Here is a 1,294-nt window from a genome sequence, read left to right on the forward strand (position 1 = left end):
CGGTCCGGTATATGTAAAAGTTAATCAATTATCATTCTCTACTGCTAACGATAAGAAAGGTTATATTGAAGTAGTAGGCGACAATCCTGCATATCTTATTTCACAAGCTCCGGGTGAGGCTATGGTAAACGTAGTTGACACAGGTGACGGTACATTTGATTTCGGTACAGGCGATTTGAAATGGATTATCGTTCCGAGTCAATGGGGTGACAGCTGGGTTTCAATCGGCAGTACAAGTGCAAACTCTATGATTTGCGCGGATATTTACTATGACGGTGAACCGCAGAATCTATCATTCAATGCTCCGACGAAGGGTGATATAGTTCTTGGCAGCGCACCTGTATCATTCGGTAATACATTTACTCTTGAGGGTGATATTTATTCTTACGGAACATCAAAGTTTGACTTTGACGGTAAGATTACAGGTGACATTGTAACAAAGGCTGAAACAGTAAGATTTGCAAACAGCGGTCAGTATGCTGATGAAAGAGTTACAGGTAATGTAAACGCAATCAATGCAACTTCATATGAAGTATCTTGCCATATGGTAGGTAACACTGTAACAAGTGCGGAAACATTAAACATTTACGGCGGCGGTGCTAATATTGAAGGTACAGTATATGCTCCGAAAGCCGATGTAAAGATTGGTACAACATTAGGTAACGGTATTAACCGCGGTCAACTAATCTGTAATTCACTTGATATTTACGGTGATGGTGCGGTAATTTGGGGTCATGCAGGTAATACAACTCCTGACGTAACACCTGTACCGTCAGAAGAACCAACACCGGAACCAACTGAAGAACCTACACCTGCCCCGACTGTTACACCTGGCGAAGAAGTGGATCTTCAAGGTCTTGGCTATGCGTATATATTCGGTTATGAACCTGCTATTCAAAGAGTAGACGTGACTGACGAAGAAGGTAACGTAGTCGGCGGTAAATGGGTTGCAGAAGTTAAGATGGCTCCTGACGATGCTGTTACAAGAGAACAGGTTGCAGCTATGATTACAAGAATGGTTGACCAAAAGTACGGTACAACAGATACAGTTTATCCTGTAATAGATAACATTGCAAAGCATGAGGGTACATGGTATGTAAGAGGTCTTGCATATCTTGCTCAAAAGGGTGCATTTGAAGGTGTTGATTCAGTTGAAATCGGTGCAGTTACAAGAGGCGAAGTTGCAAAACTTCTTGCATACGGTTTGGGACTGACAAAGACAGGCGAAACTGAATTTACTGATATTGCTGATTCACAGTATAAGTCATACATCGAAACAGTAGTTGCTTACGGT

At 41.9% G+C, this 1,294-nt stretch carries 1 pseudogene; it reads left to right on the plus strand.

From position 1 onward, the window contains the following. Positions 1 to 1,294 (plus strand): annotated as a pseudogene (locus ACLTU0_RS11960) (hypothetical protein); the annotation flags it as partial.

The organism is Hominilimicola sp. (assembly GCF_046972485.1).
Classification (GTDB): Bacteria; Bacillota; Clostridia; order UBA1381; family UBA1381; genus Hominilimicola; species Hominilimicola fabiformis.